Origin of the sequence: Curtobacterium sp. VKM Ac-2887 (genome assembly GCF_015350935.1) — a bacterium.
In the GTDB taxonomy this organism is placed as follows: Bacteria; Actinomycetota; Actinomycetes; order Actinomycetales; family Microbacteriaceae; genus Curtobacterium.
The window spans coordinates 32,578-58,686 of record NZ_JADKSB010000008.1 but is presented as its reverse complement, the minus strand read 5'-3'; the positions used below and the strand labels follow the sequence as shown (position 1 = coordinate 58,686).

Below are 26,109 nucleotides of genomic sequence, written 5' to 3'. Positions count from 1 at the left end.
GGCCCATCCAACACCCGGTGACTCAGGAGTCGGTGAGCTTGCTCCCGCACGAGTAGGCCGCAGCGGTCACCGCGTCGAGCGCCGGCAGCGCGGCCGCGCGCGACGACCCGATGGCGTAGAACGCGAAGGTCAGGCGCGATCCGTCCGCGGCGTCGATGTACCCGCCGAGGGTGTTCGCGCTGTCGATCCACCCGGTCTTCGCGTGCACCTTGCCGCGGGCGACGGCGTTCGCGCCGGTGAAGCGGCTGGCGAGGGTGCCGGACTGGCCCGACACGGGCAGGGCGTTCGCGAGGGTGCCGAGACCCTTCGCACCGGCGGCGACCTGCACCATGAGGTGGGCGACGAAGTTCGGCGACACCGCGTTGGCGGCGCTCTCGCCCGAGCCGTCCTTGATGACGATGCCGGCCGGGTCGACGCCGTAGGAGCCGAGCGCCGACTGGTACACCGAGGTCAGCGAGGCCGCCGACCCGTTCGAGCCGGACTCCTTCGACGACACCCGGGCGAGCATCTCGGCGAGGGTGTTGTCCGAGTTCGGGATCATCTGCCCGATCAGCGTCGACACCGGCTGCGACGAGACCGTCGCGATGGTGTTCGTGCTGGTCGTGGCGCGCTTGACGATCTGTGCCGACCCGGCCCCGGCGACCCCGGCGTTCGCCAGTGCCGTCCGGAACGCGGTGCCCGCACGGCCGACCGGGTCCTCGGACCGGGGCGAGGTCGCCGCGGCCGGGTTCGCCCGGTCACCGTCGACCATGAGCGCCGTGACCTTCGGCTGGTACCCGATGGTGCGCTCGGACACCGGCCACGTGGGGTCCCACGCGTCGGCGTCGCTCCAGTACGTGTCATCGGTCACGATGGTGGTGACGGGGGTGTTGCCGACCTTCGCCTTGACCTGCTGGGCGAGCTGCGCGAGCGTCGGGGCCCCCGGGTAGACCGTGCCGTTGCCGGCGGACAGCGTGGCGTCGCCGTGCCCGACCAGCGCGATGGTCCCGCCGGACTCCTGTGTGACGGTGGTCGGGATGCGGTGGTCGCCGCCGAGCACCGCGAGCGCCGTCGCCGTCGTCAGGGTCTTCATGACGCTGCCGGTCTGGGCGGCCTTGTCGCCGTCCTTCGAGAACAGGACCTCGCCGGTCTTCGCGTCCATGACGTACCCCTCGAACGCGCCGAGACCGCTCGCCGACGCCGCACCGGCGATCGAGCAGGTGCGCAGCGCGGACGGGCCGGCCGGGTCCCTCGGCACGGCGCGGGCGTCCGGGGTGGGTGTCGGCGTGCTCGTCGGTCGCTTCGTGGTGGCGGTCGACCGGCTCGGGGTCGAGGTCGCGCGCGACGTGGTCGCCGGCGCGGCCGTCGTGCCCGTGTCCGGTGTCATCGCGGCGGCGACCGCGACGGCCCCGCCCGAACCGATCACGAGCAGGGCTGCGAGCCCACCGGCGATCCAGGGCACCGGGCGGCGCACGGCGGAGGCGCGCGCGGCTGCGACGGCGGCGCGGACACGCTCCGGTACGGAAGGCGGGGTGGGCTGCTGCTCGGACATCGTGACCGATTCTACGGAACTGCGGCAGGAGCCTCCAGGCCGGATCGTCCCGATGTGGACGACGCGACCCGGATCAGGGCGCTGTGGAGGCGTCGTCCGCGGGGTAGTGCACGCCGACCTGGCGGCGGGCCTCGTCCATGACGGCCATGATCGCGACCGACTGTTCGGCGTCCATCGGACCGCCCTCGTGCACGCCGGACGTGACCATCGCCTCGAACGCGCGCGCCTCGTGGCCGTAGCCGGCGAGCTCCTCGCGCGCGTCGAACTCCTCGACCACGACACCGTCGCGGTCGCGGATCCGCCAGGTGGTCGGGGTGTACCAGGTCGAGTCGACGTCGATGCGCCCCGCTTCCCCGATGACCGAGGCGGTGTTCGGACTGCGCAGGTCCATCCCGAAGTGCACCATCGACTGCGCGCCGCCCTCGTGCGTCAGGACCATGCCCATCTGCGTGTCGACGCCCTGCTCGCTCAGCGTGCCGGCCGCGACGAGCGAGGTGGGCACACCGAGCACGTCCACCGCGAACGACACCGGGTACACGCCCAGGTCCAGCAGGGCTCCACCGCCGAGGGCCGGATCGCGCAGCCGGTGCGACGGGTCGGTGGGCAGGGCCTGGTGGTGCGTCGCCTCGACGAGCACCGGCCGGCCGATGCGCCCCTCGGCCAGGACCTCGCGGATCATCGCCATCTGCGGCAGGAACCGGGTCCACATCGCCTCGGTCACCGCGACACCGGCTCGACGGGCGGCATCGACCACGGTCCGCGCCTCGGCCGCCGTCATCGTGAAGGCCTTCTCGACGAGGACGTGCTTGCCGGCGCGGATCGCGAGCAGGGCGTCCTCGGCGTGCCGGACGTGCGGGGTCGCGACGTACACGGCGTCGACCGTGTCGTCGGCGACGAGGTCCTCGTAGGAGCCGTGCGCCCGTGGGATGCCGAACTCCGCCGCGAACGCCTCGGCACCGTCGCGGGTGCGGCTGCCGACCGCCGTAAACTCGATGCCCGCGGCGACGCAGTCGCCGACGAAGGACCGGGCGATGCCGCCCGTGCCGATGACTCCCCAGCGAACCGTCATGGGGCCATGTCTACCAGGACTGGCCGCAGCACTTTGGTATGGACTCCACGGGTGATTGCCAGCTAACGTGCTGCGAGATCCCCCATCCGGGGGTCACTCCTCCCCGAGTCGAAGGTGTGCAGGTCCTCCATGCGCCGTTCCGTCCTCTCCGTCGTCGCCACCAGCGCCGCGATCGTCCTCACGTCCACCCTCGTCGGCGGTCCGGCCAGCGCACACGGGTGGGGCGACCCAGGACACGGACCGGGGCACTCGGCCGACGCCGGCCTGACGCCGCGGACGCACTTCACGATGACTGCCGACGGCACGTCCGGTGCGACGCAGGGCGGCGAGGGCATCCCGAACATCGACTCCGTCAAGAAGACCATCGCCACCTACTACGGCGACCCCGGCACGGGCCTGGCGAACCGGACCGACTCCCCCTACATCCGCGAGATGCGATCGATCGTCGCCCGCCAGGGAGCGTCGCTGCAGCGCATCCACGACCGTGCCGTCCAGCACGGCGAGAAGCCCGCGATCGTCCTCGACGCCGACGACACCACCCTGTGGACGTACGACATGGAGGTCGCGGACATGCACTTCGTCTTCGACCCCGCACGGCAGGACGAGTGGGTGCAGGACGAACGCTTCGCCGCCACCCCGTCCATGGTCGGCTTCGTCAACCGCGCCGCCGCGATGGGCTTCACCGTCTTCGGACTGACCGGCCGGAACGACGACCAGAAGACCGCGACCGTGCAGAACCTGTCGAAGGTCGGCTACACCGCCTTCACCGAGGACCACTTCTTCACGAAGTGGACCGGCAAGGGCGCCTCGCAGCAGCCGTCGTACGTGACCTGCGCCGCCGCGAGCTGCACGACCGTCGAGTACAAGGCCCTGACCCGCAAGCACATCGAGCAGGACCTCGGCTACGACATCACGCTGAACATCGGCGACCAGTGGAGCGACCTGCAGGGCGGGTACGCCGAGCGGTCCCTCAAGCTACCGAACCCCACCTACTCCCTGCCCTCGGCCGACCTGCCCGGCGTCTCCGAGCCCCGGCTGTCCCCACGGACGCAGTTCACGATGGCGGCCGACGGCTCCTCCGGTGCGACGCAGTCCGGTGAGGGCATCCCGAACATCGACTCCGTCAAGAAGACCATCGCCACGTACTACGGCGACCCCGGCACCGGCCTGGCGAACCGCACCGACTCCCCGTACATCCGCGAGATGCGGTCCCTCGTCCGGCGGCAGGCCCCCGTCGTCGCCGCCCAGTGCGCCGTCGGCCGCAAGCTGCACCGCAACCCCGCGATCGTGCTCGACGCCGACGACACCACCCTGTGGACGTACGACATGGAGGTCGCGGACATGCACTTCGTCTTCGACCCCGCGCTGCAGGACGAGTGGGTGCAGGACGAACGGTTCCCCGCGACCCCGTCGATGACCTCGCTCGTGTCGATCGCACAGCGTTCCGGCTGCACGGTCATCGGGCTGACCGGCCGGAACGCCGATCAGGAGAAGGCCACCATCGACAACCTGCAGCGCGTCGGCTACCCGCAGTTCTCGGCGACGACGCGCGGCACCGAGACGTACTACACGAAGTGGACCGGGGTCGGGGCGTCGCAGCAGCCGTCGTACATCACCTGCGCCACGGCGAAGTGCACCACCGTCGAGTACAAGTCGCAGACCCGGGCGCACATCGAGTCACGATCGGGCGGCCGGTACGACGTGGTCGCGAACTTCGGCGACCAGTACAGCGACCTGCTCGGGGGCTCGGCGGACCGCAGCGTCAAGCTGCCGAACCCGACGTACTACCTGCCCTGAGGCCGACACACGCCCTCAGCGGCGGTGCTTGCCGAGCGCCGCGTCCGGCGCCGCCAGCGGGTGGTTGCGGAACCACCGCAGCAGGGCGCGGGCCTTGCTCGTGTCCGCACTGCTGTCGCCGTCGACCAGGAACGCGTCGAACCCGTCCGGCAGCGGCGTCTCCGCGTCGCGGTCGAACGCCATCGTCCACTCGCCGAAGCGCGGCGTGTGGATGCGCTCCTCGACGAGCAGGCCGACGTCGGTGTGGCGAGGGTCGTCGATGATGCGCTGGTAGGTCTCGAGCACGGCGTCCTCCGGGCCCTCCAACAGCTGCATGAAGCGGCCGTCCTTGTAGACGAGCAGACCGGACAGGCCGGACGCGGCGTTGCGTGACCTGGCGTGCTCGAGCAGCGCGTCCAGCCGTTCCTGGTCGAAGGGCTCGTCAGCGGCACTCATGTAGAGGAGGGACAACAGCATGACGACCTGACGACCTTTCGACGCGCGGAGTGGGCTCGGTCTCGATCGTGGCCGATGGACGTCGCTTCCGGGAATCCCCAGAACGGGGAAGAACGTGCGGTGATCCGCACCCGTCACCGAGGATCGTACGTGCGGACCCAGTCGATCTCGAGGTGGCCCGGGTCACCCCAGTTGCCGACCTGGAACATGTAGCGGTGCGGGGACGACGGGACGTTCCGGGCGACCGTGTACACCAGCTCGCCGTCGAGGTAGTAGTTGACCGCTCGGCCCGGGATCCACTCCATCGTGTACGTGTGCCACGAGCTCCAGGACACGCGGGTGTTGTAGTGGTCGAACCGCTTCTCGTGACCGGGGACCATCGAATGGTGGAACACGCGGGGCGTGCTGTCGAAGTTGCCCTCGGGGAAGTTGACCTCGCCGTCGCCCCAGTCGTCCGACGTCGGCCACAGCATGACCGCGACGCCGTTGTCGGCGCCGCCGGTCGCGCGCGCTCGGATGCTGAACGTCCCGCCCACGTGGGACCAGGCATCCTCCGGGGTGCCGAAGGTGCCAGCCGCACCGTGCTCGCCGTCCAGGGCGACGTCCATGTACCCGTCGTGCGCGCTGACCTGCGAACCCGACCAGTACCGTCCACCGGTGCCGTCCGGGTACGGCTGCCACGACTGCGCGTAGGTCGCAGCGAACGGTCCGTTCGCCGCTGCCGGTGTGTCGAAGTCGACCGAGAAGGTCGGCACCCGGCCGATCGTCGGGTCGGAGCGCACGGCCGGGCCGTCCGCGCGCAGTGGCGTCGCGTTCGCGCCCTGCCCCTGCGACGCGGCGGCTGCCGCCGAGCGGCTGGATTCGGGAACTGCGGCGGCGCTCACGGCGAGTGCCGCTGCCGCCGCACCCACGAGGACGATCATCGTCACACGGGTGAGCACGGTGCCTCCATCGATCGTCCGCCGGAGGTGGCTGGGCGATGTGGTTCTTGCGCCGCAGGGAGCCCCGCGACGTCGTCACGCTATCCCGGGCCCCGTGCCCCTGTCTGTCCTGCAGCCGAAGCGTGCGGCTTTCCGCCAACAGAAAAATCCCCGGTCAGGACCTGATGCAGGTCCGTGACCGGGGATGTGTGCTGAGCCGCCTGTCGGAATCGAACCGACGACCTATTCATTACGAGTGAATCGCTCTACCGACTGAGCTAAGGCGGCGCGCTCGCTCCGAACCCGGAGCGGCACGATCAATGACTATACAGGCTCAGACGAGTGAACGCGAAACGAGCACGCCGAGCTCGGCGAAGGACCTGCGGAGCTCGTCGACCAGGTGCGAACCGGCCTCGGACCCGGACCACTCCCACCAAGCGTGCCGGAGCGCACCGAGCGCCACGATCGACGCCAGGCGCGCCCGACGGCGGAGCGCATCGGGGTCCGCAGCGAGCTCGGGGTCCTCGCGTTCGAGCCGCCGGGTGACCGCCGCCTGGATCTCGGCCTGGAACTCCTTCATCGACTCCATGCGCCGGCTGAACAGCTCGGGGTTCGCCCGGAGCACCTGCTGTCGTTCCTCGATGAGTCCACGTTCCTCGATGAGCTCCTGCGTCGAGTGCACGAGCAGTGCACCGAGGTCCGACAGCAGGTCGCCGTCCGGTCCGCCGTCGACGAACTCCTGCAGCGCGGCGTCGTCGGGCAGCTCCGGGTCGTCCCCGAGGATCGCCTGTTCCTTGCTCGGGAAGTAGTTGAAGAACGTGCGGGGTGAGACGTCGGCTCGACGCGAGATCTCGTCCACGGTGACCGCTCCGAGGCCGTCCTCGATCGCGATGCGGAGCGCCGCCGCCTGGATGGCGCGGCGGGTGGCGCGGCGTTTCCGTTCGCGCAGGCCGGGTTCAGCGTCGGGCATGCCGTGATTGTCCCATGCCCCACTCGCCGCGGGGAGAGTCCGTCACGGTCAGTGCCGGACGCGGGCGATCGTGACGAGCAGCGCCTCGAGCGCGAGCAACGCCGCCACGTTCGCGGCGATCCGCTGCCGGGCGAGGGCGATCGCGTCGAGCACCTCGAGCGCCGCGGCCGGCGTGACCGACTGCAGGGCCTGGTCGAGGTGGTCGCGCATCGCCAGGTTGACGGGTTCCGCCGGGGCACCGAGACCGAGCAGGAGCAGGTCGCGGTACAGCGAGGACACGTCGACCAGGATGCGGTCGAGACCGTCGCGCAGGCTGCGGGTCGCACGGCGCTTCTGGTCGTCCTCCAGCAGCCGGAGCTGCGAGCGGAGGGCCGGTGGGATCGTGCCGCCGGGTTCGATGCCGAGCGATCGCAGTGCGGCGTCGCGCTCCTCGGAGTCGCGCTGCTGGGTGATGGCCTTGGCGTCTTCGTCGGCGACGGCGAGCAGGTCGGCAGCGGCCATCACGGCGTCGCCGACGCTCCGGACGCCGAGCACCGTCGTCAGGGTGCGGCGGCGACGATCGCGGGCGTCCGCACTCGTCGCCAGGCGTTGCGCCATGCCGATGTGGCTCTGTGCCTGCCGCGCTGCGTCCATCGCGAGGGCACGGTCGATGCCGGTGCGGGCGACGAGCAGGTCGGCGACGGACTCGATCCCGGGGACCCGGAGGCGGACAGAGCGGACGCGCGAGCGGATGGTGGGCAGCAGGTCCGCTTCACTCGGGGCGCAGAGGATCCAGACCGTGCGCTCAGGAGGTTCTTCGAGCGCCTTGAGCAGCAGGTTCGAGGTGCGTTCCGTCATGCGGTCGGCGTCCTCGATGATGACGATGCGGTACCGCCCGACCGAGGGTGAGTAGTACGACGACGTCACGAGCTGCCGGATCTCGTCGATGGTGATGATCACGCGCTGCGTCGTCAGGACCGACACGTCGGGGTGGGTCTTCGCGGTGATCTGCTGCAGGGTGTGGTCGTCATCGGGACCGTTGCCCACGAGGGCCGCCGCGAACGCCGTCGCCACGTTCGACCGTCCGGACCCGGGGGGACCCGTGATCAGCCACGAGTGCGTCATGCCGCCGGTGCCGTCGGTCGACTCCGCAGCGTTCCGGAGGGAGGCGACTGCTTCTTCCTGCCCGGTCAGGCCGTCCCACACGCTCACGGGACCATCCTGTCAGCGACCACCGTCACGCGGGCGACCACCGTCACGCGGGCGACCACGGTCATGCCGGGTCGATCGCGACGAGTGGGGCGACCGCGGCACGGATCGCACGCTGCACGTCCTCGGTGGAGCCGCCGGCGTCGACCACCAGGAAGCGGTCGGGTTCGGCCGCCGCCATGTCCAGGAACGCTCGTCGCACCGACTCGTGGAACGCCTCGGCCTCGGACTCCAGGCGGTCGAACGTGTCACCACGGGCCGCGGCGACCCGGGCGCGTCCGACCGTCACGTCGAGGTCGAGCAGGATCGTCAGGTCCGGCGCCAGGCCGTCCGCCGCCCATTCCGACACCGAGCGGATGTGCTCGGAGCCCAGACCGCGCGCGACGCCCTGGTAGGCGACCGACGAGTCGATGTACCGGTCCTGCAGCACGACCTCGTCACGGGCGATCGCGGGACGAACCACTGTCTCGACGTGGTGTGCCCGGTCTGCCGCGTACAACAGCGCCTCGGCGCGGGGCGACACGTGCCCGCGCTCGTGCAGCACGATCTCACGGATCCGGAGACCCAGGTCGGTGCCGCCGGGCTCGCGGGTGCGCAGAACCGTGCGGCCGTGCTCGACGAGCCACGCCGAGAGCAGCTCGGCCTGGGTCGTCTTGCCCGCGCCGTCGCCGCCCTCGAGCGTGATGAACCGTCCGGTCACTTCTTCTTCGCCGGTGCCCGTCGGGCCGGCGTCTTCTTCTTGACGGGGCCCTTGGCGCGCTTGTCCGCGATGAGCTGGACCGCACGGGCGTGGTCTACCGCCTCGACGTCCTCGCCCTTCGGGATCGTCGCGTTCGTCTCGCCGTCGGTGACGTAGGGGCCGAACCGGCCGTCCTTCATCTTGATCGGCTTGCCGGACACGGGGTCCGCCTCGAACTCCTTGAGCGCGGAGCTCGCGGCACGGTTGCCGCCGTACTTCGGCTGCGAGAAGATCTCGAGTGCACCGGGGAGGTCGATGTCGAAGATCGCGTCCTCGCCCGGGAGCGTCCGGGTGTCCGTCCCCTTCTTCAAGTACGGGCCGTAGCGACCGTTCTGCGCGGTGATGTCGTTGCCGGTCTCCGGGTCCTGTCCGACCACTCGGGGCAGGTCGAGGAGCTTCAGCGCGGTCTCGAGGTCGACGGTCGCCGGGTCCATCGACTTGAAGAGCGAGGCGGTCCGTTCCTTGGGCGCCGCGGCCTTCTTCGTCGTCTTCTTCGCCGGGGCCTTCTTCGCCGGGGCCTTCTTGCCGGTCGTCGTCTCGGCGGGGGCCTCGGCCGCTGCGGGCTCCGGGGCGGCGGCTGCGGCGTCGACGACCTCGCCGGTCTTCGGGTCGACGGTGGGCTCGGGCTCCGGAGTGCGCTCCGTGACGTAGGGACCGAAGCGGCCGTCCTTCGCCAGGACCTCCTTGCCCGTGTCCGGGTTGATGCCCACGACGCGGTCGCCGATGACGGGGGCGTCGACGAGTTCCTTGGCCTTCTCGACGGTCAGCTCGTCGGGTGCCAGGTCCTCGGGGACGTTGACGCGACGCGGCTTCTCCGGGTCGTCGCTCGGCACCTCGATGTAGGGGCCGTAGCGACCGATCCGCAGGGTGAGGCCCGGTGCGAGCTCGACCGAGTTGATCTCACGCGCGTCGATCTCACCGAGGTTGTCGATGACGGTCCGCAGGCCACGCTGGTCGTCGTCGCCGCCACCGAAGTAGAAGCCCTTGAGCCAGTCGACCCGGTCGGCGTCGCCGCGGGCGATCCGGTCGAGGTCCTCTTCCATCTCGGCGGTGAAGTCGTACTCCACCAGTTCGCCGAAGTACTCCTCGAGCAGCCGGACCACGCTGAACGCGATCCAGTTCGGCACGAGCTGGGTGCCGCGCAGGGACACGTAGCCGCGGTCGATGATCGTCGGGCTGATCGTCGGGTAGGTCGACGGACGCCCGATCCCGAGCTCTTCCAGCGTCTTGATGAGGCTGGCCTCGGTGAAGCGCGGCGGCGGCGTCGTGTCGTGCCCCTTCGCCAGCACGTCGTGCACCTCGAGGTGCTCGCCCTGCTTGACGTCGGGCAGCGCGACGTCCTGACCGGCACGCTCGCTCGACTCGTGGCGGTCCTCGTCGCGGCCTTCTTCGTAGGCGCTGAGGAACCCGCGGAAGGTGATGACGGTGCCGGACGCGGTGAACTCGGCGTCCGTGCCGTTCGCGGTCGACGTGATGCCCTCGACCGACTCGGTCGATGCGATGCCGAGCACGATCGATGCGGTCGACCCCTTGGCGTCCGCCATCTGGGAGGCGACGGTGCGCTTCCAGATGAGGTCGTAGAGCCGCCACTCGACACCGGTGAGCGTGCCCTGGAGCTCCTGCGGGGTGCGGAAGGTGTCGCCCGAGGGACGGATCGCCTCGTGCGCCTCTTGCGCGTTCTTGCTCTTGCTCGCGTACAGACGGGGCTTGTCCGGCACGGTCGCGGCGCCGTACAGGTCGGCCGCCTGCTTGCGGGCCGCGTCGATCGCCTGCTTCGAGAGCGAGACCGAGTCGGTACGGATGTAGGTGATGTACCCGTTCTCGTACAGCGTCTGCGCCGCACGCGCCGTCTGCCGCGGCGACAGACGCAGCTTGCGCGCTGCCTCCTGCTGCAGGGTCGACGTGGTGAACGGTGCAGCCGGACGGCGGGTGTACGGCTTCGAGTCGACGCTGCGGACGGTGGCGTCCCCGGCGCGCTCGAGCACGGTGGTCAGCGAGGCGGCTGCGGCCTCGTCCAGACGCACGACGTCACCGCTGAGCGCACCGCGGTCGTCGAAGTCGCGCCCCGAGGCGACGCGGGTGCCCTGGATCCGGGCGAGTCGCGCCGAGAAGGAGGACTCCCCCGCCTTCTCGAACCGAGCGGAGAGGTCCCAGTAGTTGGCCGAGACGAAGGCGAGACGCTCGCGTTCGCGGTCGACCACGAGCCGGGTCGCGGCGGACTGCACGCGACCGGCGGAGAGGCCGGGAGCGACCTTGCGCCACAGGACCGGCGAGACCTCGTACCCGTAGAGGCGGTCGAGGATGCGGCGGGTCTCCTGCGCGTCGACGAGGGCGGTGTCGAGCTCACGGGTGGCCTCCTGCGCACGCTGGATCGCCTCCTTCGTGATCTCGTGGAAGACCATCCGCTTGACGGGGACCTTCGGCTTGAGGACCTGGAGCAGGTGCCAGGCGATCGCTTCACCCTCGCGGTCTTCATCTGTTGCGAGGTAGAGCTCGTCGGCATCCTTGAGCGCACGCTTGAGCTCGGCGACCGTCTTCTTCTTGGCGTCGGACACGACGTAGTACGGCTCGAAGCCGTTGTCGACGTCCACCGAGAACTTGCCGAGGGAGCCCTTCTTGAGCTCGGCCGGCAGGTTCTTGGGCTCGACGAGGTCGCGGATGTGTCCGACCGAGGCCTGGACTTCGTATCCGTCACCGAGGTATTGCGCGATCGTCTTCGCCTTCGCAGGGCTCTCGACGATCACGAGCTTCTTCGTGCCTGGCACGTGTCTCCTTGATCCGTGGTGCTGGTCGGCCCTGGACACGAGCGTGTCCGGGTCGCCCGGGACATCGGTGACCGGTGGCCGACAGGCACACCATACACACCGTGGTCGGGGTGGTCGTCCGCCGGACCGGCGACCGCGGATGCGCCGACGGCGAACGGTCCGGAGCCGACGACCACCCGCACCCGGGCCGTCGCGGCAGCGAGGTCGCAGGCCACGAGGGTCGAGCCGTTCGCCCGTGCGACCCGCTCGGCGACGTCGCACGGCGACCCCGTCAGGAGTCCGATGGACGTCGCAGCGGCCGAGGTCGCGGCGGCGTCAGCGGCGTCCCCCGCCCGGATCGCCTGCGTGCGGTGTCCGGCGGCGGCGAGCGCCGACGACGCGACGAGCACCCCGACGCCGAGGACGGCGGCGACGAGCACGGTCACCGAACCGCGCTCGGGGTCAGCGTCCCCCGGCCGCAGCACACGCCGTCGCCCGGAGCGGCAGCGCCGAGAACGGACCGGTGCCGCCGCGCGTGGCGTCGACGCAGACCAGGTCGTCGGTACGCCGGATCGTGACGGAGGATCCCGGCGCGATCTGCTCGGCGGCGGCGAGTCCGACGGCGTCGTCCCCACGCCCGACGCCCCGCGCAGCCGCCGCGGCGGCCGACTGGAGGCGTCCCTGTCCGTCGACGACCAGCACGGCCGCGACGAGCAGGGTGAGGACGAGCGCGACGGCGGGCAGCACGACCGCGAACTCGACCGTGACCGATCCCCGGTCGGAGCCCCGGTCGGAGCGCCGCTCGTGGTCACAGCGAGAGGGCACCGCGGACGAGCTCGGTGAGGATGGTCTGCACCTCGCCCGAGCGCATGACGGCGACGAGCACGCCGGCGAACGCCACGGCGGCGAGGATGACGACCGCGTACTCGGCGGTCGCGGACCCCTGGTCGTCCTGTGCGACGGCGCGGAGCCGCTCGACGACGCGGTTGGCCCGACGGATTCGGTTCGAGGTGGTGCTCATGGGTTCGTCCCTTCTGTTGCGGTCATCCCAGCGTGGCGCGTGGCGACCGGGCGATCAGGGCCTCGATCGGCATCTGTGGAGAGGTCATCGCGCACCGACGACGGTGGAGGAGAGGACGCCGACCACGACGGGGACCACCCCGACGAGCACGAACGCGGGCAGGATGCAGACACCGAGCGGCAGCACCAGTCGGACGGCCAGGCGCTCGGCCGCGGTGAGGCCTGCGGCAGCAGCGTCGTCACGGACGTCCTCGGCGGCGCGGCGCAGCAGTCCCGCCGCGGGCACGCCCGCTCGCCTGGCCAGGTCGAGGACCTCGCGGAGGCGGACCACGTCGGCAGCCGGCGGGACGATCCCGTCGGCGGCACGACGGACCGCCTCGCCGGCGTCGATCCACGAACCGCCGCCCGCGACGGCCACCGCCCAGGCGTCGAGGACGATTCCGGGCACGCGTCCGTCCGGCGTCGCCGACCGGACGAGCCGCGCGGTCCAGGCACGCCCGGACAGGACGAGCACGGCAGCGAGCGCCGAGCAGACCCAGCCGAGCGGTGAGCTCGTGAGGACCTGCACCGCTCCGGAGCCCCACGTGGCCCCGAGTCCGAGGCCGAACAACGGCAGCGCCAGGACGACGCGGGCGCTGGTGCGCGGGCCGGCGAGGGCGACCCGGATCGCCCGGTCCGACGCTGCCGATCGGCGGAGCGCTCCGGCGAGGGCCCCGAGCGTCTCGGCGACGGGGGCGCCGGTCCGGTCCGCGACCCGCAGGACGACGGCGATGTCCGCGGACGCGGGAGCGGTCCCTGCGGGGAGCCGGCCGACGAGTTCCCAGGCCCGCGGCGGCGGGACCCCGGCGGCGACGAGCGTCGCGACCCGGTCGAGGGTGCCGGCCACGCGCGCCGGGTCGAACCGCACAGGACGCCGGGCCCGACGCCCCAGGAGCGACCCCGTGCTCACGGTGCTCCGTCCACCGGGCGCACCACGAGCCTCCCGTCCGACCCGACGTGGAACGCGCCCACCGCGACGAGCCGTCGTCCGCCTGCCCGACGCTCGACGTGGAGCACCAGGTCGAACGCGCTGACCGCTTGTCGGGCCAGCGCCTCGACGCCGAGCCCGGCGAGGGCGCCGAGCGCCTCGAGCCGAGCGGCGACGTCCGCGACACCGTTGGCGTGCACGGTGCCGGCGCCCCCGTCGTGGCCCGTGTTCAGCGCGGACACGAGCTCGCGGACCTCGGCACCGCGGCACTCCCCCACGACGATCCGGTCCGGGCGCATCCGCAGGGCCTCACGCACGAGCCGGTCGAGGCCGAGCGCGCCGACGCCCTCGGCGTTCGCCTGCCGCGCTTCGAGTGCGACCACGTGCGGATGGGCGATGCGCAGCTCGGCGACGTCCTCGACCGTGACGATCCGCTCGTCGGCCGGGACGGCGCCGAGCATCGCGGCGAGCAGGGTGGTCTTGCCGCTGCCGGTTGCGCCGGTGACGAGGACGTTGCGGCGCCGGTGCACGGCGTCCTCGACGACGGAACGCGGCACGTGCTCGAAGGTGCCGGCGCGCTCGAGCGCGGCGAGGGTCGGCCGGGCGGGGTGTGGGAGCCGGATCGAGATCGCCGTGCCGCCCACCGAGACCGGGGCGAGCACGACGTGCACCCGGATCCCGTCGCCGTGGCGGACGTCGGCGCACGGCGTGGTCTCGTCGACGTGGCGTCCGCCGAGCGCCACCAGGCGCGTGGCGAGCTCGCGGGTGCGCGTCTCGGTCAGGCGCGGCGCGGCGGTTTCGAGTCCGCCACCACGGTCGATCCAGGTGCCGACGCCGCCGACGACCAGGACGTCGGTGACCCGGGCGTCCGTCACGAGCCCGGCGAGTTCCTCGAACTCGACGACACCGTGCGTCCGGCGCCGAAGGGCGGCAGCGGCAGCCCCCGGCGGACGAGCCCCCGGCGGAAGAGCCCCCGCCCCGGGCAGGGACGGCCCGGCCCCCGGCAGGAAGGGCCCGGACCCGGGCAGGGACGGCGTGGCACGGTGACGGCGCATGACGCCAGAGCGTAGGAGGAGAGCCGTTTTCGGCATCCGGTGCCACAACCAGCCTGTGGAGAGGTAAGCGCCGATGGCACCAACGGACCGATTTGTCCCCCGAAACGGAAAGCCGTACCCCACTCAGTGAGGAGTGCCCGACACGGCGCGACGGCAGACCACACGAGCAGGTCCCGTCGATCGCGGGCGCCGAGACGGAGTAGCAATTGCTACGAGCCCGCCGACCGTTCCATGCGTGAGCATGTACCGGTCTGTCCACTCGACCGGCTTCCCCGTGCGGATCGCCGCCGATCGTCGGCGGTCGGCGAGCGCTGACCGCTCGAGCCGGACCCGGACAAAAGAAGAGGCGGCACCGGTTGGGGGGAACTGGTGCCGCCTGGACACCGAAGGATTGGGGGGAATCCGATTCGGTGCCGCCGGAAACGAGTCCAGCAGGAACTACTGTACCCCACGATCCGCCCCTCGGGGCAACCCCCGACACGACCGCCGGGCGTGCCGCCGCGACCGGGACAGCCGACCCCGCCCGACGTGCCGCCGCGACGAGGACACCGCCGGCCCCACCGTCGCGGCCCGGCTGGCCCGCACCCGGGCCGCCGCTGGTCACGGAACCACGCAGCGCACCGGCCGAGGGGTAGTCTCCGTGGCGCACCCTGAGGACGCAACGACGCGAAAGGACATCGATGTCCACTCCGACCCAGACCGACCACCGCGAGGACGACGGCGCCACCTTCCCGCCGACACCCGAGTTCGTCGCCGACGCCGTCGCGCACGAGGACCTGCACGAGGCCGCCGCCGCCGACCGCGAGGCCTTCTGGGCCGAGCAGTCCCGCAGCCTGCTCGACTGGCGCACCCCGTTCACGCAGACCCTCGACTGGTCCGGCGCCCCGTTCGCGAAGTGGTTCGCCGACGGCACGCTCAACGTGGCCGAGAACTGCCTCGACCGGCACGTCCGCGCGGGCAACGGCGACCGGGTGGCGATCCACTTCGAGGGCGCACCCGGCGACACCCGCCGCATCACCTACGCCGAACTCACCGCCGACGTGCAGCGCGCCGCGAACATGCTCACCGACCTCGGTGTCGGGCAGGGCGACCGCGTCGTCGTCTACCTGCCGCTCATCCCCGAGGCCGTCGTGACGATGCTCGCCGTCGCCCGCATCGGCGCCGTGCACTCCGTCGTGTTCGGCGGGTTCAGCGCCGAGAGTCTCCGTGCGCGCATCGAGGACGCCGGCGCGAAGCTCGTCGTCACGGCCGACGGCGGTTGGCGGCGCGGCGCGGTCTCCGCGCTCAAGCCCGCGGTCGACGAGGCACTCGAGGGCGAGGGCACCGACAGCGTCGAGCACGTCCTGGTCGTCAAGCGCGGCGGCAACGAGATCGCCTGGAACGACCGCGACCTGTGGTGGCACGACGAACTGGCGAAGGCGGACGCCACCCACGAGCCGCAGGCGTTCCCCGCCGAGACCCCGCTCTTCATCCTGTACACCTCGGGCACGACCGGGAAGCCGAAGGGGATCGTGCACACCTCCGGCGGGTACCTGACCCAGGCCGCGTACACGCACAAGAACGTGTTCGACATGCACCCGGAGAAGGACGTCTACTGGTGCACCGCCGACATCGGCTGGATCACCGGGCACTCGTACGTCGTCTACGGCCCCCTGGCGAACGGCGTGACGCAGGTGCTCTACGAGGGCACGCCCGACGAGCCGAAGCCCGGCCGCTGGTGGGACATCGTCGACTCCTACGGCGTCACCGTCCTGTACACCGCGCCGACGGCGGTCCGTGCGGCGATGAAGGCCGGCCGTGAGATCCCCGAGGCCCGCAGTCTCGAGACCCTCCGTCTTCTCGGCAGCGTCGGCGAACCGATCAACCCCGAGGCGTGGAACTGGTACCGCCAGGTCATCGGCCACGACCGCACGCCCATCGTCGACACGTGGTGGCAGACCGAGACCGGCGCGATCATGATCTCCGCCCTGCCCGGCGTCACGAAGCTCAAGCCCGGTGCCGCGCAGACGCCGCTGCCCGGCATCGTCGCCGAGATCGTCGACGACGACGGCAACCGCGCCGATCCCGGCGAGAGCGGCTACCTCACGATCACGGAACCGTGGCCGTCGATGGCGCGCGGCATCTGGGGCGACCCGGACCGCTTCGTCGAGACGTACTGGTCGCGGTTCCCCGGCCGGTACTTCGCCGGCGACGGTGCACGGCTCGACGGCCAGGGCGACATCTGGATCCAGGGCCGCGTCGACGACGTCATGAACGTCTCGGGCCACCGCCTGTCGACGGCCGAGATCGAGTCCGCACTGGTCGGGCACGAGGGCGTCGCCGAGGCCGCCGTCGTCGGGGCCGCCGACGAGACGACCGGACAGGCGGTCGTCGCGTACGTCATCCTGACCGCCGAAGCCGCCGCCGACGTCGACCGCGAATCGGCGTCGACCGAACTCCGCAACTGGGTGGGCAAGCGCATCGGTGCGATCGCGAAGCCCCGCCAGGTGGTCATCGTCCCCGAGCTGCCGAAGACGCGCTCCGGCAAGATCATGCGGCGCCTGCTCCGCGACGCGGCCGAGGGCCGCCGCATCGGCGACACGACGACGCTGGCCGACCCGACGATCATGGCGACCATCGCGGAACTCATGGAGTCCCGGTAACGGAAGCAGGGCCTCCCGTCCGTCTCGGACTGGAGGCCCTGCTCACGTTCGTTCCGTCGGTCGCTGCCGTCAGGCGGTGAGCTCCACCACCAGCTCGACCTCGACAGGAGCGCCCAGCGGGAGCACCGCCACGCCCACCGCGCTGCGCGCGTGGACGCCGGCGTCGCCGAAGACCTCGCCGACCAGCGTGGAGGCGCCGTTCGCGACCCCGGGCTGGCCCGTGAAGGACGGCTCCGAGGCGACGAACACGGTGACCTTGACGACACGGGCGACGCGGTCGAGCGAGCCGGCGACCGACTCGACGGCGGCGAGTGCGTTGAGCGCTGCCACGCGGGCCTGCGCGGTGGCGGTCTCGGCGTCGACCGACGCCCCGACCTTGCCGGTGACGGGCAGCGCGCCGTCGACGAACGGCAGTTGCCCGGCCGTGTAGACGTAGTGGCCGGTGACGACCGCGGGGACGTACGCCGCGACGGGGGCGGCGACCGGCGGGAGGGTCAGCCCCAGCTCGGCGAGGCGGTCCGCGATGCTCATGCGTCGGCCTTCGGGCGCTTGAGGTACGCGACGAGCCCACCCTCGGGGCCGCTGACGATCTGGACCAGCTCCCAGCCCTCGTCCCCGTAGTTGTTGAGGATGGCGGTGGTGTTGTGGATCATCAGGGGCGTGGTGAAGTACTCCCAGCGAGTCATGCGGTTCCTTGCCAGCCTTTCAGTCGTGGGTGTCGTTTAGGCTGCATCCTATGTCTGCCCAGAAGACGTCTGCCTCGCGGACCAAGCCCGTCTCAGCAGTCGGCGCCTTCATCGGATTCGTCGGGTTCAGTGCCCTCGCCGGCCTGCTGGTCACGATCGGGGTCACCCCGGCCATCGCGGTCGCCGGTGTCACGACGACGTCGACGATCGGTGTGTTCGAGTCCCTGCCGGAGTACATCGAGATCGGTGACCTGCCGCAGCGCAACGAGCTGTACGCGTACTCGGGCGGCAAGTCGGTGCACTTCGCGACCGTCTACGACCAGAACCGGCAGGAACTGAAGTTCGACCAGATCAGCGAGCAGCTGAAGAACGCCGCCATCGACGGCGAGGACAAGCGCTTCTACAGCCACGGTGGCGTCGACATGACCTCGCTCATCCGCGCGGGCGTCGGCAGTGTCGCCGGCGGGCTCGGCGAGTCGGGCGGTGGGTCGACGTTGACCATGCAGCTCGTGCGCAACATCAAGATGAACGAAGCGCTGAACCTCCCCACCAAGAAGGAACAGCAGAAGGCCTACAACGAGGCCGTCGAGCAGACCATCCCCCGCAAGCTCGAGGAGATGAAGCTCGCGATCGGGCTGGCGAAGAAGTACTCCAAGAAGGAGATCCTCACCGCCTACCTGAACATCGCGTACTTCGGCGACCAGACCTACGGTGTGCAGGCCGCCGCGCAGCACTACTACAACAAGAGCGCGACGAAGCTGACCCCGGCCGAGGCCGCCTCGCTCATGGCCATCGTGCAGTACCCCGAGGCACGCAACCTGTCGAACCCGAAGAAGTACGAGGCGAACGTCGCCCGGCGCAACGTCATCCTCAAGTCGATGTACGCGCAGGAGAACCTGACGAAGGCCGAGTACGACCAGGCCATCGCGGCGAGCCCGAAGGACTACGTCCACCTGACCGAGCCGTCGCAGGGCTGCCGGGCATCTGTCGGCGACGGTTCGCAGTTCTTCTGCGACTACGCCGTCAAGGTCGTGAAGGAGATGTCCCAGCTCGGCTCGTCGCAGAAGGCGCGCGACACCGCGTGGCGGAACGGCGGCTACAAGGTCCAGACGTCGCTGAACATCGACCTCAACGCCGAGCAGAAGCAGCTCGTCAACACCTACGACAACAAGGCCGAGACCAACCTCGCGCTCGGTGCGACGCTCAACTCGATCGAGGCCGGCTCCGGCCGCATCGTGACGATGGCGCAGAACAAGGACTACGACCAGTCCCTGAAGTCCGCCCCGACGTCGACGTCCATCAACTACAGCGTGGACTACAAGTACGGCAACTCCGGCGGGTTCCAGACCGGCTCGACGTACAAGCTCTTCACCCTGCTCGCATGGCTCAAGGCCGGCCACGGTCTGAACGAGGTCGTGAGCGGCGCTCCACGCAACATGTCGACGGGGTGGACCGCTTGTGGCGCACCCATCACGGCCGGCAACTACAACCCGAAGAACGACAGCCCCGGCGAGAGCGGCAACTACACCGTCGCCGCTGCGACCGCCGGGTCGATCAACCTCGCGTTCCTGAACATGGCGCAGAAGCTCGACCTCTGCGACATCCGCGACACCGCGGAGTCCCTCGGCGTGCACCGTGCCGACGGCGGCGAGCTGCAGTACAACCCGTCCGCGGTCCTCGGGACCAACGACATCGCCCCGATGACGATGGCCGCGGCCTACGCTGCCGTCGCCAACAACGGGATCTACTGCAAGCCGATCGCCATCGACCAGATCACCGCGCCGTCCGGCAAGCAGCTCGGCGGCCAGACCAAGGACTGCAAGCAGGCGATCGACCCCGAGGTCGCACACGCAGCCGTCTACGCCATGAAGGGCACGATCACCAGCGGAACCGCACGCGGGGCGCAGACGCCGGACGGCACGCAGCTGTTCGCGAAGACCGGCACGACCGACACCGCGAACCAGATCTGGCTCGTCGGGTCGAGCTCGCGCGTCGCCACGGCGTACTGGCAGGGCAACACCGACGGCAAGCTCAACAACCTCCGTCACTACAGCAACGGCGTGAACGGCACCTACGCCGGCGTCCGTGCGGACGTGTGGAGGCAGGCGATGACCCCGATCAACGCGGTCTACCCCGCGGGACCGTTCACGGACCCGAACACGTCCGCGCTCCGCGGCAACGCCAAGGCGCTCCCGGACGTCCGCGGCAAGAGCGCCGACGAGGCCCGCGCCGCCATCTCCGGCGCCGGTTTCTCGTACGTCGACGGCGGGCAGCAGACCGGGGGCGGCGCGGCGGGCTCCGTGACGACGACCTCGCCGGCAGCGGGCTCGCTCCTGTCGTCGGGTTCCGCCGTCACCGTGTACACGTCGGACGGCTCGCAGGGGACCGTTCCCGAGATCGGTGGGGACTCGCTCGGTGATGCCCGCTCCGCCCTCAACGACGCCGGTTTCGGCAACGTCGCCGTGACGGACGACTACGCCAAGGGCGGTGGCAACAAGACCTGCAAGGTCGCAGCCGTCGACCCGGCGATCGGAGCCGCAGCCGACAAGAACACCGACGTGCGGATCAAGCTCTACGGCGACAAGGACGGCAAGGCGCCGAAGGAGTGCAAGTGACGCGCGGTCGCGCCGCCCTCGGGGTCCTCGCAGCCGGAGCGGCCGTCGGCGCCGCCTCGTTCGCCTGGGGTTCCCTGGTCGAACGCCGACGCTTCGGGATCCGGTGGGAGACCGTCCCGGTCCTCCCGCCGGGGTCACGTGACGTGACCGTCCTGCACCTGTCCGACATCCACATGGCCCCGTGGCAGGCCGACAAGCAGCAGTGGCTGCGCGACCTGTCCCTGGTCGAGCCGGACTTCATCGTCAACACCGGCGACAACCTCGGGCACCCTACGGCGAACGCGGCCGTGGAGTACGCGCTGGAGCCGTTCCGCGGCGTCCCCGGCGTCTTCGCGTACGGGTCGAACGACTTCTTCGGGCCGTCGCCGCGCAACCCGCTGCAGTACTTCTCCGGTCCGAGCCGGATGCACGGCGGAGCGAAGCCCGTCGAACTCGACATCGACCGGCAGACGGCGTTCTTCGAGTCCCTCGGTTGGCTCGACCTGAACGACCACGCCCACGCCGTCGAGCTCCGCGGCTCGCGCTTCGAGCTGTTCGGCACCTCGGACGCCCACCGCGACTGGGACCGCCTCGACCTGCTCCCCACGAACGTCGACGAGATGCGCGGCGAGGTGCCCTGGTCAGAGGACGAGGACGGCCCCACTCCCGTCGCGATCGGTGTCACGCACGCGCCCTACCGCCGTGTGCTCGACGCCTTCGTCACCCAGGGCGCCGACGTCATCTTCGCCGGGCACACCCACGGCGGCCAGATCCAGGTGCCCGGCGTCGGTGCGCTCGTCACGAACAGCGACCTGCCCCGCCGGTACGTCAGCGGACTGCACAAGTGGGAGCACCGGAACCACTGGTCGTGGCTCGAGGTCTCGGCCGGTCTCGGCACCTCGATCTACGCGCCGGTGCGGTTCGCCTGCCGGCCCGAAGCCGTCGTCGTCACCCTGACTGCACGGGCTTCCTGAGCCGACGCGCCCGGGAGTTCGCCGGATGGTCGTGAGCACCCTGGATCATCGGATAGTATTGTCGGGTTGCTCCGGTACGGAGTGATCACACCGCGGGGTGTGGCGCAGCTTGGTAGCGCGCCTCGTTCGGGACGAGGAGGTCGCAGGTTCAAATCCTGTCACCCCGACACTGTGTTGAGACAGTACGAAGAAGGCCCTGGTTCTCCGGAACCGGGGCCTTCTGCTTTTCCGTGGTCGGTGCTCGGCACTCCACCTTGCGACACATGTCGTGGCGGCCGTTCCCCCGGCCGCGACGACGCGGATAGCCTCGACAGCGATGTCACCCGCCGACCACCTCCGCCCGGTCCTCGAACGGATCGCCGCACAGTTCCCCGAGCTCGCCGACGACCCGGTCCTCACGCAGAACCTCGTCGACAACGTGACGTCGATGATCGCCGAGGCGCACGAGCGCTACGCCACCGGTGCCGAGGACAGCGTCGTGAGCAATGCCTACCTCGATCCGGAGCACCTGGCCACCGGATCGCTGCACGCCGAGCAGTCCCAGCATCCCGCCGGCGCGATGCTCGCCGCGGAGATGCTCTTCGACGCCTACCTGCCGCTCTTCGTGGACGAGGTCGGCGCGGAGTCCACCGCCGAGGTCCTGCGTGCCACCAGGGCGCTCCACGCCGGCATCTGGAGCCGGTTCCCCGCCGGAGCCGTCGCCTACACCGAGGCGCTGCGCCAGCGCGTCACGACGGCGCACCTGGACTCCCGCACGCAGATCGCGCGAGACCTGCACGACCGCGTGGCGCACGGCATACTCGCCGGGCTGCAGCGACTCGACCTGGTGCTGCTGACCGATCCCCCGGCCGGCGAACGGGCCGACCAGCTCGACGACGCCGCACGGCTGCTGCGCGGAGCACTCGGCGACGTGCAGGACCTGGCGGTGAGCCTGCACGCCCGCGTCGGCGCCGCCCTGCTCGACGATGCGCTCGCCCGGCACGCCAGGGACCTGTTCTCCGACGACGACCGCTTGTCGTTCAGCACCACGGGCACGCCCGAGCACCTGCCGAACTGGCAGGCCGAGGAAGCACTCACGATCCTGCTCGAGGCGCTCACGAACCGGCGGAAGCACGCTGCGGACTCCGCCGCCGAGGTGCACTTCGCGTGGACACCGGCCGCCCTCGTCGTGACGGTCTCCGACGACGGACCGGGCTTCGACCCCGCCGCCGACACCGATGGGCGCCTCGGTCAGCAGACCATGCGCGAGCGAGCCGCGGTCATCGGCGCGCGGCTCGACGTCGACAGCACACCCGGCACCGGTACCACCGTCCGCCTGACGATCCCGAGGGGCGTGCTGTGACCATCACGCACGTCGCCATCGTCGACGACCACCAGCTGTTCCGCGAAGGACTGGCCACGATCCTCGCCGCCGTCCCCACGATCCGCGTGGTCGCACACGGCGAGCGTCCGTCCGACGTCCTCGACTCCCCCGAGGCTGCCGCCATCGATGTCCTGCTCCTCGACGTCGAGCTCGACGGTCCGCCGGCGCGCACCACGATCGCCACGGTGCGCCGCACTCGTCCGGACGTCCGCGTGGTGGTGCTCACGATGCACCGCGATGCTGTCCTGCGCCGGACGCTGCTCGACGCCGGCGCGGTCGACTTCGTGACGAAGGACACCCCGAGCCGCGAGCTCGTCGACCGCATCGCCCGGGCCGCGCACGCCGACGCCGCGCCGGTGACGTTCCCGGTCGACCTGGTCACCGAGGCTCGTGCCGGATCACCGCTCAGCGACCGCGAGCTCGAGGTCCTGCGGCTGCTGGCGGCTGCGCGCACGAACGCCGAGATCGCGGCGGACCTGCAGCTCGCGATCGGCACGGTCAAGCGGCACGTCTACAACGTGTTCCGCAAGCTCGACGTCGGTTCGCGGGTCGGCGCCGTGGCTGCAGCGACGCGCCTGGGCCTGCTCACCTGAGGCTCCGCTCCACTCGGTGAGCAGAAATGGTCGGGTGCCCGACGGCGACCCGACCATTTCTGCTCACCAAGCGAACGAACGAACGAGCGAGCGAGCTAGACCGACGCCGACGCGCCAGCGCGCACGAGCCGCCCGGCGGCGTGCAGCCCGGCCACGACGTCGAGCGCCTGGTGCCGGTACCGCGCCTGCGCAGCACCCGGAGCGACGATCACGCCGTTCGCCCCGGTGGACGCCACGAGCGCGTTGATCTTGTCCGCGACCTGGTCCGCTGTGCCGTAGGCCTGACGCTCGGTGCGGGCGGCGATGAACCGACGCTCGAGGTCGTTGAACTCGTACGCTCGGGCCTCGTCCATCGAGACCGGCTCGGGCTTCGCCCCCTGTCGCATCCGGATGAACGAGATCATCCCGGGAGCGCTCTGCTCGTCGACGACGGCCGGGTCCTCGTCCGTGACGACCTGCACGCCGATGAGCGCGTTCGGCGTCTGGCGGAACCGCGAGGGCCGGAACGAATCGCGGTAGAGCGCGAGCGCCGCCTCGGTGTTGTCCGACGCGAAGTGGTGGGCGAAGGCGAACGAGACGCCGAGCGCCCCGGCCACCTGGGCGCTGTACCCGGAGGACCCGAGCAGCCAGAACTCCGGCACGTCGCCGTAGCCCGGCACCGCCCGGATGCCCGACAACGGGTTGTCCGAGGACATGCCGGTGAAGAACCCGATCAGGTCGGCGAGGCGGTCGGGGAAGTCGTCGACGTCGAGCCGATCGGTGCGGCGCAGCGCCATCGCGGTCGCGCCGTCGGTGCCCGGCGCACGGCCGAGCCCGAGGTCGACGCGGTCGCCGTACAGGGCTCGGAGCGTGCCGAACTGCTCGGCGATGACGAGGGGCGCGTGGTTCGGCAGCATGACGCCGCCGGAGCCGATGCGGATGGTCGAGGTGGCCGCGCCGACGGCGCTGAGCAGGACCGCGGGGGCCGACGAGGTGATGCCGGGCATGCCGTGGTGCTCGGCGACCCAGAAGCGCTCGTAGCCGAGCTTCTCGGCGTGGACTGCCATGTCGATCGAGCCCTGCAGGGCTTCGGTGTTGGACTGGCCGTACTCGCGCGTCGCCAGGTCCAGGACGGACAGGCGCAGGGTGTCGTCGCTCATGTGGTCACCAACGCGCTCCGCGGCGCACGCATTCCACGACGAGACCGCCTCCTCCACCGGTCAGGACACGCCGTCGTCCGCCGGCCGACCGGTCACCAGGCGTCGCCCGGACGTCGCACAAGCGACGGTTCGCGACCGAACGGCGGACGCATGCGGCGCGCCGTGGACGTCAGGCGCGACGGCCGGGAGGCCCGTGGCGGGGCTGCACCGCGCCTCCAGGCCGTATGCGGTCGCGTCTCGAGCGCCGAGCGGTCACGACCTGCCGCGCGCACCTCGCGAACTGGTCGCGTCCGGTCGCCCGACGGGCGCACCGGCGACGCGACGCGACCGCTCGACGAACCCGAGCGGGGTGTCGTGACCGGCCAGCGGGCGCGACCGCTCAGGCGCCGTCGAGCCGGCCGCCGGACTCCGTCAGGTAGCAGTTGGCGCAGAGCGACTCGTAGGCGACGTCGACGCCGTCGATGGCGACCTGCGAGCCGTCGAAAACGAACCGGCCGTCGACCGTGCGGGCGTTGAAGACGGCCTTGCGACCGCAGCGGCAGATCGTCTTGAGCTCTTCGAGCGAGTGCGCGACCTCGAGCAGGCGGGCGCTGCCCGGGAACGCCTCGGTGCGGAAGTCGGTGCGGATGCCGTACGTGATCACCGGGATCTCGTCGAGGACCGCGATGCGGAGCAGGTCGTCGACCTGCTGCGGAGTGAGGAACTGCGCCTCGTCGACCAGGACGCAGCTGACCGCGCGGACCATGCCGTCGAGGCGGTCGGACTCGGGGTCGACGGCGCCGGCCGCGGCGACCGCGGACCGGACGTCGGCGTCGGGGGCGAAGACCAGGTCGACGGTGCGGGTCACGCCGAGGCGGGACACGATCTCACGGTCGCCCTTGGTGTCCACCGCGGGTTTCGCGAGCAGGACCCGATGCCCGCGCTCTTCGTAGTTGTAGGCAGCCTGCAGGAGCCCCGTGCTCTTGCCGCTGTTCATCGCGCCGTAGCGGAAGTAGAGCTTCGCCACTACGCGAGGAACCCGTCCTCGGCGGCCCGCCGGATCAGGTCGGACTTCTTCGAGGCGGGACGGCCGACCTTGCTGTACTTCTCGCGGACCCGGCGCAGGTAGGTCTTCGCGGTCTCGTACTGCACGTTCATCTGCGCGGCGACCTCGTTGGTCGAGTAGCCGGACACGTACAGCCGGAGCGCTTCTTCCTCGCCGTGGCTGAGCTTCGGACGCTGGTGCGCGGCCGCTCCGGTGGGCAGCGGACGCCACTCGCGCGGCTGCGGGGTCTCGCGTGCGACGCCCATGATCTCGCGGGCGACGTCCATGACCTCGCGCATCGGCAGGGACTTCGACAGGAACGCCGCGGCGCCTGCTGCCAGGGCACGATCGCGGGACTCGCGGCTGTCGACGCTGGAGAGCACGATCACCTTCGCGCCGGCGGCACGGCAGGTGCGGACACGGGCCTCGATCGAGACGGGTTCCTTGAGCTGGAAGTCGAGGAACACCAGGTCAGTCGGGAAGCTGTCGCTGTGGACCATCTCGAGCCAGGTGTGCGCGGTCAGGGCCAGGTCGAAGTCGAACGCGTTCACCGCGATCCAGCTCGACAGGCTGTCCAGCAGCACCTCGTGGTCGTCGAGGATGGCCAACCGCACACGTCGTGCCCCCGGGTTCGGGAGGGACGGGGACCCCTCCGAGAG

24 protein-coding genes and 2 tRNA genes are annotated in these 26,109 nt (G+C 71.0%); 7 read left to right on the top strand and 19 right to left on the bottom strand.

Annotated features, from left to right (window positions below; translation table 11 throughout):
- Positions 1–22: 22 nt before the first annotated feature.
- Together dacB and ITJ69_RS10840 are read right to left on the bottom strand one after the other, a co-directional pair.
- The gene (dacB, locus tag ITJ69_RS10845; protein WP_228505416.1) at positions 23–1,531 is read right to left on the bottom strand and encodes a D-alanyl-D-alanine carboxypeptidase/D-alanyl-D-alanine-endopeptidase; all 1,509 of its coding nucleotides are present in this window, start codon (positions 1,529–1,531) and stop codon (positions 23–25) included.
- Between the two features lie 73 nt (positions 1,532–1,604).
- A complete protein-coding gene (locus ITJ69_RS10840; protein WP_159573046.1) occupies positions 1,605–2,600 on the bottom strand; it encodes a Gfo/Idh/MocA family protein in 996 nt (331 codons plus the stop codon).
- A 129-nt stretch (positions 2,601–2,729) separates the two neighbouring features.
- Between ITJ69_RS10840 and ITJ69_RS10835 the strand changes: the two genes are divergently transcribed.
- Positions 2,730–4,397, top strand: coding sequence for an HAD family acid phosphatase (locus ITJ69_RS10835; RefSeq protein WP_194672759.1), 1,668 nt, complete (start codon positions 2,730–2,732; stop codon positions 4,395–4,397).
- A 15-nt stretch (positions 4,398–4,412) separates the two neighbouring features.
- Here the strand turns inward: ITJ69_RS10835 and ITJ69_RS10830 are convergent, their stop codons facing one another.
- From ITJ69_RS10830 to ITJ69_RS10775, 12 genes are all read right to left on the bottom strand, one after another.
- Positions 4,413–4,853: a BLUF domain-containing protein gene (locus ITJ69_RS10830; protein ID WP_123338900.1), complete on the bottom strand. Its 441-nt coding sequence runs from the start codon at positions 4,851–4,853 to the stop codon at positions 4,413–4,415.
- Between the two features lie 113 nt (positions 4,854–4,966).
- A complete protein-coding gene (locus ITJ69_RS10825; RefSeq protein ID WP_194672758.1) occupies positions 4,967–5,773 on the bottom strand; it encodes a glycoside hydrolase family 16 protein in 807 nt (268 codons plus the stop codon).
- Between the two features lie 194 nt (positions 5,774–5,967).
- Positions 5,968–6,040: transfer RNA gene (locus ITJ69_RS10820), tRNA-Thr, on the bottom strand.
- Between the two features lie 46 nt (positions 6,041–6,086).
- Positions 6,087–6,722 (bottom strand): TetR/AcrR family transcriptional regulator, encoded by a 636-nt coding sequence (locus ITJ69_RS10815; RefSeq protein ID WP_159573162.1) that lies wholly within the window; start codon positions 6,720–6,722, stop codon positions 6,087–6,089.
- A 48-nt stretch (positions 6,723–6,770) separates the two neighbouring features.
- Positions 6,771–7,913 (bottom strand): DNA polymerase III subunit delta', encoded by a 1,143-nt coding sequence (locus ITJ69_RS10810; RefSeq protein WP_194646362.1) that lies wholly within the window; start codon positions 7,911–7,913, stop codon positions 6,771–6,773.
- A 61-nt stretch (positions 7,914–7,974) separates the two neighbouring features.
- Positions 7,975–8,610 (bottom strand): dTMP kinase, encoded by a 636-nt coding sequence (gene tmk / locus ITJ69_RS10805; RefSeq protein ID WP_159573160.1) that lies wholly within the window; start codon positions 8,608–8,610, stop codon positions 7,975–7,977.
- A complete protein-coding gene (gene topA, locus ITJ69_RS10800) occupies positions 8,607–11,414 on the bottom strand; it encodes a type I DNA topoisomerase (RefSeq protein WP_194646363.1) in 2,808 nt (935 codons plus the stop codon). The genes tmk and topA overlap by 4 nt, the downstream gene beginning before the upstream one ends.
- Complete coding sequence (locus tag ITJ69_RS10795) at positions 11,390–11,839, bottom strand: hypothetical protein (RefSeq protein WP_194672757.1); 450 nt, start codon at positions 11,837–11,839, stop codon at positions 11,390–11,392. The genes topA and ITJ69_RS10795 overlap by 25 nt, the downstream gene beginning before the upstream one ends.
- Positions 11,840–11,855: 16 nt before the next feature.
- Positions 11,856–12,218, bottom strand: coding sequence for a TadE family type IV pilus minor pilin (locus ITJ69_RS10790; protein ID WP_194646365.1), 363 nt, complete (start codon positions 12,216–12,218; stop codon positions 11,856–11,858).
- A complete protein-coding gene (locus tag ITJ69_RS10785; RefSeq protein WP_159573157.1) occupies positions 12,202–12,414 on the bottom strand; it encodes a DUF4244 domain-containing protein in 213 nt (70 codons plus the stop codon). The genes ITJ69_RS10790 and ITJ69_RS10785 overlap by 17 nt, the downstream gene beginning before the upstream one ends.
- Before the next feature lie 84 nt (positions 12,415–12,498).
- The gene (locus ITJ69_RS10780) at positions 12,499–13,362 is read right to left on the bottom strand and encodes a type II secretion system F family protein (RefSeq protein ID WP_323743084.1); all 864 of its coding nucleotides are present in this window, start codon (positions 13,360–13,362) and stop codon (positions 12,499–12,501) included.
- Positions 13,359–14,435, bottom strand: a complete 1,077-nt coding sequence (locus ITJ69_RS10775; RefSeq protein ID WP_228505414.1) for a CpaF family protein — start codon at positions 14,433–14,435, stop codon at positions 13,359–13,361. The genes ITJ69_RS10780 and ITJ69_RS10775 overlap by 4 nt, the downstream gene beginning before the upstream one ends.
- A gap of 680 nt (positions 14,436–15,115) precedes the next feature.
- On the opposite strand from ITJ69_RS10775, the gene acs reads away from it, so the two are divergent.
- Positions 15,116–17,077 (top strand): acetate--CoA ligase, encoded by a 1,962-nt coding sequence (gene acs, locus ITJ69_RS10770; protein WP_194672756.1) that lies wholly within the window; start codon positions 15,116–15,118, stop codon positions 17,075–17,077.
- A gap of 69 nt (positions 17,078–17,146) precedes the next feature.
- Here the strand turns inward: acs and ITJ69_RS10765 are convergent, their stop codons facing one another.
- Both ITJ69_RS10765 and ITJ69_RS10760 read right to left on the bottom strand, forming a co-directional pair.
- Positions 17,147–17,608, bottom strand: a complete 462-nt coding sequence (locus ITJ69_RS10765) for a RidA family protein (protein WP_194672755.1) — start codon at positions 17,606–17,608, stop codon at positions 17,147–17,149.
- Positions 17,605–17,763: a DUF4177 domain-containing protein gene (locus ITJ69_RS10760; protein ID WP_194672754.1), complete on the bottom strand. Its 159-nt coding sequence runs from the start codon at positions 17,761–17,763 to the stop codon at positions 17,605–17,607. Before ITJ69_RS10760 ends, ITJ69_RS10765 begins: the two co-directional genes overlap by 4 nt.
- 50 nt (positions 17,764–17,813) lie before the next feature.
- On the opposite strand from ITJ69_RS10760, the gene ITJ69_RS10755 reads away from it, so the two are divergent.
- The 5 genes from ITJ69_RS10755 (at position 17,814) to ITJ69_RS20965 (ending at position 23,287) form a co-directional block, all read left to right on the top strand.
- Complete coding sequence (locus ITJ69_RS10755) at positions 17,814–20,378, top strand: transglycosylase domain-containing protein (RefSeq protein WP_194672753.1); 2,565 nt, start codon at positions 17,814–17,816, stop codon at positions 20,376–20,378.
- A complete protein-coding gene (locus ITJ69_RS10750; RefSeq protein ID WP_194672752.1) occupies positions 20,375–21,331 on the top strand; it encodes a metallophosphoesterase in 957 nt (318 codons plus the stop codon). Before ITJ69_RS10755 ends, ITJ69_RS10750 begins: the two co-directional genes overlap by 4 nt.
- A 93-nt stretch (positions 21,332–21,424) precedes the next feature.
- Positions 21,425–21,498: transfer RNA gene (locus tag ITJ69_RS10745), tRNA-Pro, on the top strand.
- Between the two features lie 149 nt (positions 21,499–21,647).
- On the top strand, positions 21,648–22,673 hold the full coding sequence (locus ITJ69_RS10740; RefSeq protein ID WP_159573151.1) for a sensor histidine kinase: 1,026 nt from the start codon (positions 21,648–21,650) through the stop codon (positions 22,671–22,673).
- Positions 22,670–23,287 carry a response regulator transcription factor gene (locus tag ITJ69_RS20965; RefSeq protein WP_159573150.1) on the top strand — a complete coding sequence of 206 codons (618 nt, stop codon included), beginning with the start codon at positions 22,670–22,672 and terminating at the stop codon, positions 23,285–23,287. The genes ITJ69_RS10740 and ITJ69_RS20965 overlap by 4 nt, the downstream gene beginning before the upstream one ends.
- A 95-nt stretch (positions 23,288–23,382) precedes the next feature.
- On the opposite strand, the gene ITJ69_RS10730 is transcribed toward ITJ69_RS20965, so the two are convergent.
- The 3 genes from ITJ69_RS10730 to ITJ69_RS10720 all read right to left on the bottom strand — a co-directional run bounded on the left by ITJ69_RS10730 (position 23,383) and on the right by ITJ69_RS10720 (position 26,064).
- Positions 23,383–24,426, bottom strand: coding sequence for an LLM class flavin-dependent oxidoreductase (locus ITJ69_RS10730; protein WP_194672751.1), 1,044 nt, complete (start codon positions 24,424–24,426; stop codon positions 23,383–23,385).
- Positions 24,427–24,805: 379 nt separating this feature from the next.
- Positions 24,806–25,432 carry a thymidine kinase gene (locus tag ITJ69_RS10725; protein ID WP_123292145.1) on the bottom strand — a complete coding sequence of 209 codons (627 nt, stop codon included), beginning with the start codon at positions 25,430–25,432 and terminating at the stop codon, positions 24,806–24,808.
- A complete protein-coding gene (locus ITJ69_RS10720; RefSeq protein WP_111084224.1) occupies positions 25,432–26,064 on the bottom strand; it encodes a response regulator transcription factor in 633 nt (210 codons plus the stop codon). Before ITJ69_RS10720 ends, ITJ69_RS10725 begins: the two co-directional genes overlap by 1 nt.
- Between the last annotated feature and the right edge of the window lie 45 nt (positions 26,065–26,109).